At 57.3% G+C, this 7,569-nt stretch carries 8 protein-coding genes; 4 read left to right on the forward strand and 4 right to left on the reverse strand.

Annotated features, from left to right (window positions below; translation table 11 throughout):
- Positions 1-3: 3 nt before the first annotated feature.
- From KDX30_RS13840 to KDX30_RS13850, 3 genes are all read right to left on the reverse strand, one after another.
- The gene (locus tag KDX30_RS13840; protein ID WP_231668133.1) at positions 4-903 is read right to left on the reverse strand and encodes an allantoinase PuuE; all 900 of its coding nucleotides are present in this window, start codon (positions 901-903) and stop codon (positions 4-6) included.
- Positions 904-905: 2 nt separating this feature from the next.
- Positions 906-1,406 (reverse strand): ureidoglycolate lyase, encoded by a 501-nt coding sequence (locus KDX30_RS13845; protein ID WP_231668129.1) that lies wholly within the window; start codon positions 1,404-1,406, stop codon positions 906-908.
- 485 nt (positions 1,407-1,891) lie between these two features.
- Entirely contained in the window at positions 1,892-2,203 is a 312-nt protein-coding gene (locus tag KDX30_RS13850; RefSeq protein ID WP_122395725.1) for a hypothetical protein, read from the reverse strand.
- Positions 2,204-2,545: 342 nt separating this feature from the next.
- Between KDX30_RS13850 and pstS the strand changes: the two genes are divergently transcribed.
- The 4 genes from pstS (at position 2,546) to pstB (ending at position 6,297) form a co-directional block, all read left to right on the forward strand.
- Complete coding sequence (gene pstS, locus KDX30_RS13855) at positions 2,546-3,571, forward strand: phosphate ABC transporter substrate-binding protein PstS (protein ID WP_099269981.1); 1,026 nt, start codon at positions 2,546-2,548, stop codon at positions 3,569-3,571.
- A gap of 70 nt (positions 3,572-3,641) precedes the next feature.
- The gene (gene pstC, locus KDX30_RS13860) at positions 3,642-4,637 is read left to right on the forward strand and encodes a phosphate ABC transporter permease subunit PstC (protein WP_099269980.1); all 996 of its coding nucleotides are present in this window, start codon (positions 3,642-3,644) and stop codon (positions 4,635-4,637) included.
- Complete coding sequence (gene pstA / locus KDX30_RS13865; protein ID WP_027900519.1) at positions 4,634-5,518, forward strand: phosphate ABC transporter permease PstA; 885 nt, start codon at positions 4,634-4,636, stop codon at positions 5,516-5,518. Before pstC ends, pstA begins: the two co-directional genes overlap by 4 nt.
- Positions 5,518-6,297, forward strand: coding sequence for a phosphate ABC transporter ATP-binding protein PstB (pstB, locus tag KDX30_RS13870; RefSeq protein ID WP_027900520.1), 780 nt, complete (start codon positions 5,518-5,520; stop codon positions 6,295-6,297). The genes pstA and pstB overlap by 1 nt, the downstream gene beginning before the upstream one ends.
- A gap of 10 nt (positions 6,298-6,307) precedes the next feature.
- Here the strand turns inward: pstB and KDX30_RS13875 are convergent, their stop codons facing one another.
- Complete coding sequence (locus tag KDX30_RS13875) at positions 6,308-7,234, reverse strand: LysR substrate-binding domain-containing protein (RefSeq protein ID WP_027900521.1); 927 nt, start codon at positions 7,232-7,234, stop codon at positions 6,308-6,310.
- Between the last annotated feature and the right edge of the window lie 335 nt (positions 7,235-7,569).

Genomic DNA, 7,569 nt, shown 5'->3' on the forward strand with positions numbered 1-7,569 from the left:
AGTTCAGGCGCCGTGTTCGGCGTACCAGTGTCGTGCGAGGTCGAGCCTGCGGCAGACCCAGACCCGATCGTGCTGTTGCACATAGTCGAGAAAGCGTGCCAGTCCGGCGGCGCGCCCCGGGTGGCCGACCACTCGCGTATGCAAGCCCACCGACATCATCTTCGGCGCGGTCAGGCCTTCGGCGTAGAGCATGTCGAAGCTGTCGCGCAGGTATTCGAAAAACTGCTGCCCGGTGCTCATGCCGCCGCGAATGAACTTGGCGTCGTTGTTTGCCAGGCTATAAGGCAGGATCAGGTGGGTTTTTGAGTCATCACGGTGCCAATAGGGCAGTTCGTCGTTATAGGCGTCGCTGTCATACAGAAAGCCGCCTTCTTCCATCAGCAGGCGTCGGGTATTGAGCCCGGCGCCATAACGGCAATACCAGCCATACGGACGCTCGCCGGTGGTTTCAGTGATGCTTTGTACCGTGCGCCGGATGCGTTCGCGCTCTTCGGCTTCGCTCAGCAGTTGATGGCGTTCCCACTTCCAGCCATGGGCGCAGACGTCGTAGTTGAGATCGCGGATGGTTTGAGCCACCTCGGGGTTGCGCTCCAGCGCCAGTGCACAGCCATAAACCGTGGCGGGCATGCCGCGTTCCGAGAGCAGGCGGGCCAGACGCCAGAAACCCACCCGGCTGCCGTATTCGAACATCGATTCGGCAGCCAGATCACGCCCCTCGAACGAACCGGCTCCACCTTCAGTCAGGCCCGATTCGGTAAACCCGTCACCGTCGTCGATGGAGGGCTCCGAACCTTCCTCGTAATTGATCACGAAGTTCAGCGCAATCCGCGCTCTGCCTGGCCAGTTCGGATGCGGCGGGTTAGCGCCATAGCCGATGAAGTCACGGGTGTGCTGTGTCATCAGGTTCAAGCCTCCAGCAGTTCGATGGACGTTTGCAGGGGGGTGAAGACGTCGTCGTTCTGTTCCCCGGTGAAGGCCATGGACACTACGAACTGGGCACGTGCCTCAAGCACTGAAAGACCGTGGTGCCAGACGTTGCGCTTATAGGTCACGCCCTGATCGCCGCTGGCGCGGAACGCCTGCAAGGTGTGCAGGTCCGGCAGGCCACTGTCATCGGTGTGGCAAACCACCACCAGATAAGGGCAGGCATTGAGAGGGATAAATGTCTGAGCCGAGAAGGGGTGGCGCTCCAGCGCCTTCAGTGTCAGCGGCAAGGTCACCGCCTGTTGCACGGTGGCGATCCACAGTTGTGGCTTGCGGGCATGGTCGGTACGTTCAACGGCACCAGTGACATGCTGACGACGCGGTCCGTCACCCAGTTGGAGGACATTTCCAAAGGGTGCGAATGCTTCTGCGGTGAGCGGCTTTAATACCACCTGCGTCGGGCAGGCTGACGGAGAACTCATGAGCTGAAAGGCCTTGATCAACGAGCGTTTATCTCTGGATACAGGTGGTATCCCACTTGTATCTCGATAAAGCAGATTTGATGCCAAGGTCTCTAAGGTTGCTCTAAATGACTGATTTATATGAGTTTGATTATATTTTTGGAAAGGTGGGAGTGGAATTTTTCAGGGGGATGTGCACCAGCAAGTGCAGGCAGTGCGCTGCTTTGAGTCATGAGCCATGCTGCTGGAGCAACCACGGACCTGTAGGAGCGCACGAGCACATAAGTCACTGAAATATCGGGATCTCGCAGGACCGGCTTTAGCCGGAAGGACGTAGGTACATTCGCCTTGCTTCTTTCGTCAGGGGCATTGCCTTCCTACGACCCCTTCGTTTGCTACGGGCCAGCGCGGCGTCTGGACGACGGCCGCGCTCCTGCAGACCTATATAAAAGGCATTTCAATTCACGTAACGGGTTATGCCTAAACAGACATTTGCGCAAGTCGGATCACTTACTGCCGCTCGACCCACCTTCGCCACCGCCACTGCCGCCACCACTGCCGCCCATACCCTGGTCATTCTTCATCCCGCCGCCTTCAGCGCCGCCTTTCTGCGGTTCAGGGTCCATGCCTTTAGTGCCAGGGCTTGTACCTTCTGAGCCAGATGAACTGCCATCGGTGTTTTTCTTCAAGACAGGAGGCGGGGTCTTGGCCGAGCCATCTACGGGATTGGTCGGGCCGGTGGAGCCAGCCATGGCCGCGCCGGTCGCCACTGTCATAAGGCTGGCCAGCGCCAGGGCCGTTAATCTGGACTTGTTCATGAGATGCGTCTCCATTGTTGTTAGGGGGTTACTTGCATTGGTGCACGGGGTAGTGAAATAGGTGCCGAAAGCCCCGACCAATGGCGTATCGCTCCTCAGTTATAAGAATGGTGGCGTAGAGCTAGTAGCGGGGCAGGTATGCCTTGAAAACCCTTGAACCCTTGATTTTATTGCGCGAAACCCCCGTTCTCAGGGTTTTCGTTGTAAGCCCAAACCTACATAAAAGGTCTTTGGATGACACAACTCGACTGATTGTCATGAAACCGCAACATTCAGAGGATTAAATCCGCATCGGGCCTTCCCATGGACGGGCCACCAAATTTCCCTTGTTGAGGTATCGCCGTGATTCTGCTGACTAAAAAACGCTTGTCGGTTCTGCTCGCTTCGATGTGCCTGAGTGGTATGGCTCATGCGGTAGACGTAACAGGCGCTGGTTCGAGTTTCGTCTTCCCGGTTATCTCCGCGTGGTCGCAGAATTACAGCAAGTCTGCCGACAACCGCATCAACTACCAGTCGATCGGTTCCGGCGGCGGTATCGCTCAAATCAAGGCCGCGACCGTTGACTTCGGCGCATCCGATGCTCCTCTGTCTGCCGAAGACCTTGAGAAAGGCGGCTTGGGTCAATTCCCGAGCGTGATCGGCGGTATCGTGCCAATCATCAACGTTGAAGGCATCGAGCCAGGCCAGCTGAAACTGGACGGCCCGGTACTGGCCAAAATCTTCATGGGTGAAATCAAGAAGTGGAACGATCCAGCCATCGTTGCCTTGAACCCTGAGCTGAAAGACAAGCTGAAAGACCAGGCCATCACCGTTGTTCACCGTTCGGACGGTTCGGGTACTTCTTACAACTTCACCAACTACTTGAGCAAAGTCAGCCCGGAGTGGAACGAGAAGCTGAAGTTCGGTTCGACCGTTCAATGGCCAGCCGGGGTAGGTGGCAAGGGTAGCGAAGGCGTTTCTGCCTACGTGAAGCAGATCAAAGGTTCGATCGGCTACGTTGAGCACTCCTACGCTGAAACCAACAAACTGTCTTACACCCAGTTGAAGAATGCCGCTGGCAAGTTCATCAAGCCAGACGCCAAAGCCTTCGCTGCCGCAGCTGACACTGCCGACTGGAACAGCGTTAAAGACTTCAACCTGATCATGACCAACGCCCCGGGTGAAACCGCTTGGCCGATCACCGCGACGACCTGGATCATCATGTACAAGAAGGCCAAGAACGCAGAGCAAAGCGCTGCTGCTTTTGACTTCTTCAAGTGGTCCCTGGAAAACGGTCAGAAACAAGCTGAAGACCTGTCCTACGTAGCACTGCCGAAAGCCTTGGTCACCAAGGTTGAGGACTACTGGAAAACCGAGTTCACCAAGTAATTCGACGTTTCTCCGGCTCACCCCTGTCATCGTGAAGCGATGACAGGGTTTCTTTGCGAGTGGACCCAAGATGACTGAAAACACCCAATATTTGTCCGCTGCGATCCCTGCTTCCGTCTCCGAGGGTGAGCGCCGAGCGGCTCGCGATCAGCGTCATGATCGCTGGTTCAAGCGCACCATGGGCGGTGCTGCAATGCTGGTTCTGGCATTGCTCGGCTGTATCGCACTTTCGACCTTGTGGGGCGGCAGCCTTGCATTCCAGACGTTCGGTTTTGGCTTTCTGACCAGCACCGAGTGGAACGTGGTCGATGGCAAGTTTGGCGCACTGGTGCCGATCTACGGTACTTTGGTGACCTCCTTTCTGGCTTTGCTGATCGCCGTTCCGGTGAGCTTCGGCATCGCGATTTTCCTGACTGAAGTAGCGCCGCCCTGGTTGCGCCTGCCGATCTCTTCGGCTATCGAACTGCTGGCGGGTATTCCTTCGATCATCTACGGCATGTGGGGCCTGTTCGTATTCGGTCCTTACATGGCTGAACATATCGCACCGTGGATCAATGAGAACCTGGGCGAACTGCCCTTTATCGGCCCGATGTTCCAAGGGCCGCCATTGGGTATCGGCATGCTCACCGCCGGCATCGTGCTGGCGATCATGATCACGCCGTTCATTACCTCGGTCATGGTCGAAGTCTTCAAAAGTGTACCTACCACCCTTAAAGAGTCCGCGTACGCGTTGGGCGGCACTACCTGGGAAGTGGTCTGGGACATCGTTCTGCCCTACACCCGTTCCGCGGTAGTGGGCGGCATCTTCCTCGGGCTCGGTCGCGCACTGGGTGAAACCATGGCAGTGACGTTCGTGTTGGGTAACTCCCACCAGTTCTCGGCGTCGCTGATGATGCCAAGCAGTTCGATTGCTTCGGTGATCGCCAACGAGTTCAACGAGGCATACACCGACCTGCATCGCTCGTCGCTGATTGCCCTGGGCTTCCTGCTGTTCGTAGTGACCTTCATCGTGCTGGCCCTGGCCCGCATCATGCTGTCGCGTCTGTCCCGCAAGGAGGGGTTATGAGTAAGGATGTGACTGGCAACGAGAGCCTGTATCGGGTTCGCGACCTCAAGAACAAGGCTGCCATGGTTCTCAGTTGCGCTGCGACGGCCTTCGGCCTGTTGTGGCTGGTGTGGATCCTGCTGACCACCATCATCAACGGTGTGGATGCCTTGAACCTGCGACTGTTCAGCGGCATGACGCCACCGCCAGGTGTTGAAGGCGGTCTGGCGAACGCCTTTTACGGCAGCGTGCTGATGTCCGGTATCGGCCTGTTGATCGGTACGCCGATTGGCCTGATGGCTGGCGTGTGGCTGGCTGAATTCGCCCGTTACTCGAAACTGGGCAACGCGGTGCGCTTCGTCAACGACATTCTGCTGTCAGCACCTTCGATCGTCCTGGGTCTGTTTGTGTACACCGCGGTGATCCTGCCACTCAATGAGTGGACCGATCACAAAGTGGGCTTCTCGGCGATTGCCGGTGCGCTGGCCCTGGCGTTGTTGGTGATCCCTGTGGTGGTTCGCACCACTGATGAAATGCTTCAACTGCAGCCATCAACCATGCGCGAAGCCGCGCTGGCCCTGGGTGTGCCGCAATGGAAACTGACCCTGCAGATCGTACTGCGTGCCGCCAAGGCCGGTGTGGTAACAGGCGTCCTGCTGGCGCTGGCCCGAATCACCGGCGAAACCGCTCCGCTGTTGTTCACCGCATTTGGCAACCAGTTCTGGAGCAGTGATCTGCTCAAGCCGATGGCCAGCGTACCGGTCGTGGTGTTCCAGTACGCCATGAGCCCATTTGACGATTGGCACTCTCTGGCCTGGGCTGGCGCTCTGGTCATGACACTCTTCGTGCTGGTCCTCAGCCTCGCTTCCCGCTTAATTCTTTTGCGCAATAGGGCGTCTTGATGAATAACCTTTCCCTTGCCAATGAAAAAACCAAGATTCAAGTTCGTGGTCTGGAGTTTTTCTACAACGAACAGAAGTCGCTGAAATCCATCGACATGATCATCCCGGAAAAACGCATTACCGCGATCATTGGTCCGTCGGGTTGCGGCAAGTCGACCCTGTTGCGCGTGTTCAACCGTATCTACGCGATGTACCCGAAGCAGGAAGCGAAAGGTGAAGTGCTGCTCAACGGCGAGAACATTCTGGCGCCGGGCTACTCGATGAACCGCCTGCGCAGCCACGTGGGCATGGTGTTCCAGAAGCCTGTGCCGTTCCCGATGTCGATCTACGACAACATCTCCTACGCCATCAAACACCACGAAAAGCTGTCGCGTCGCGAGATGGAAGATCGCGTGGAAGAGGCACTACGCGGTGCCGCGTTGTGGGACGAAGTCAAAGACAAACTCAACAAGAGCGCCACCGGGTTGTCCGGTGGTCAGCAGCAGCGTCTGTGTATCGCCCGCACCATCGCGTTGCGTCCGCAAGTATTGTTGCTCGATGAGCCGACTTCAGCCCTCGACCCGATTTCCACTGGCCGTATCGAGCAACTGATTACTGAACTCAAAGAGCAATTCACGGTAATCATCGTGACCCACAACATGCAGCAGGCGGCGCGTTGCTCGGACTACACCGCGTTCATGTTCATGGGTGAACTGATCGAACACGGCGACACTGACACCATCTTCACCAAGCCTTCGAAAAGCCAGACTGAAGACTACATCACCGGCCGTTTCGGCTGATTTTACCTTCTCAGAGAATCGGGGAGACCCTGTCGCGGTCTCCCATGAACTCTTCCAGTCGATTGCGCAGCCAGCGCTCAGCCGGGTCGGTGTCCATGACGCTCAACCAGGTCATGGATAGCTCCAGATTGGGCGTGATGAAGGGCAGGGGTTCGCCGTACAGCCTGCCGGTATTGATCATCGCCTGAGTCAGGTGATCCGGGAGATTGCACAGCAAATCGGTGCCCGCCATCAGCGCGGGCAGCGTGCTGTATTGCGGAACGGACAGCACGGCATGCCGCTTGCGGCCAATGGCATCGAGCCATTCATCGGCGAAGCTGCTGATATTGGCCACATGCGACACCACCACATGCGGGCGTGAGCAGTACTCGTCCAGTGTCATGGGTGTTGCCGACTGGTCGGCACGTACCACCATCGGCTGTATCGAGCGCAGCAGTTTGCGTTTGGCATTGGCAGGCAGTTCTCGTGTCAGGCACACGCCAACGGTCACTTCACCGGACATGAGCAGTTCCGAGATATTCCAGTAGTTGACCTGTTTGATGACGAGTACAACGCCGGGTGCTTCTTCACGAATCGCACGTAGCAGGGCGGGCATCAGGCTGTATTCGACGTCATCCGAAAGGCCGATTCGAAAGGTCATGTCGCTGCTTGCCGGGTCGAACTCGCGGGTCAGGCTTAGGGCGACGGACATGGCGTCCAGCGCGGGCGACAGGTGGTGGATGATCTCTTGTGCTCTGGCGGTGGGTTCCATGCGATGGCCGACGCGTATGAACAGTGGATCATTGAACAGCGCCCGCAATCGGTTGAGGGCGGCGCTGATCGTTGGTTGGCCGAGGAAGAGTTTTTCGGCCGCGCGAGTGACGTTGCGCTCTTGCATCAAGGTTTCGAAAACCACCATCAGGTTGATGTCGGCCTTGCGCAGTTCGTTTCGATTCATTGGGCTGGCGATCCGGGAGGGCTTTTAGCGGTGTGGGGTCAAGCTATCAGTTACAGGTTGTAACGCTCAAGCTGCTTGTTGGGTTTGGGTTTGGGTTTAGTGTCAATACCGGGGTTTGGGTGTATATCCGTTATTGCGGTTGCTGCGGATATTGGTTGCGCTTTTACAGCGCCTCACTTTTGAACAGCGCAAAAGTAAGCAAAACGCTCTTGCCCCACCACTGGGTGCCTCGCTGTCGCTCGGCATGCCCGTACTCCGACATTGCTGCGTGGGGCCGCCGCCACCGGCCATCCATGGCCTGAGGCGGCTAAACCGGCATCCCTGCCGGTTTGCCC

It is taken from the genome of Pseudomonas quasicaspiana (genome assembly GCF_021147825.1).
In the GTDB taxonomy this organism is placed as follows: Bacteria; Pseudomonadota; Gammaproteobacteria; order Pseudomonadales; family Pseudomonadaceae; genus Aquipseudomonas; species Aquipseudomonas quasicaspiana.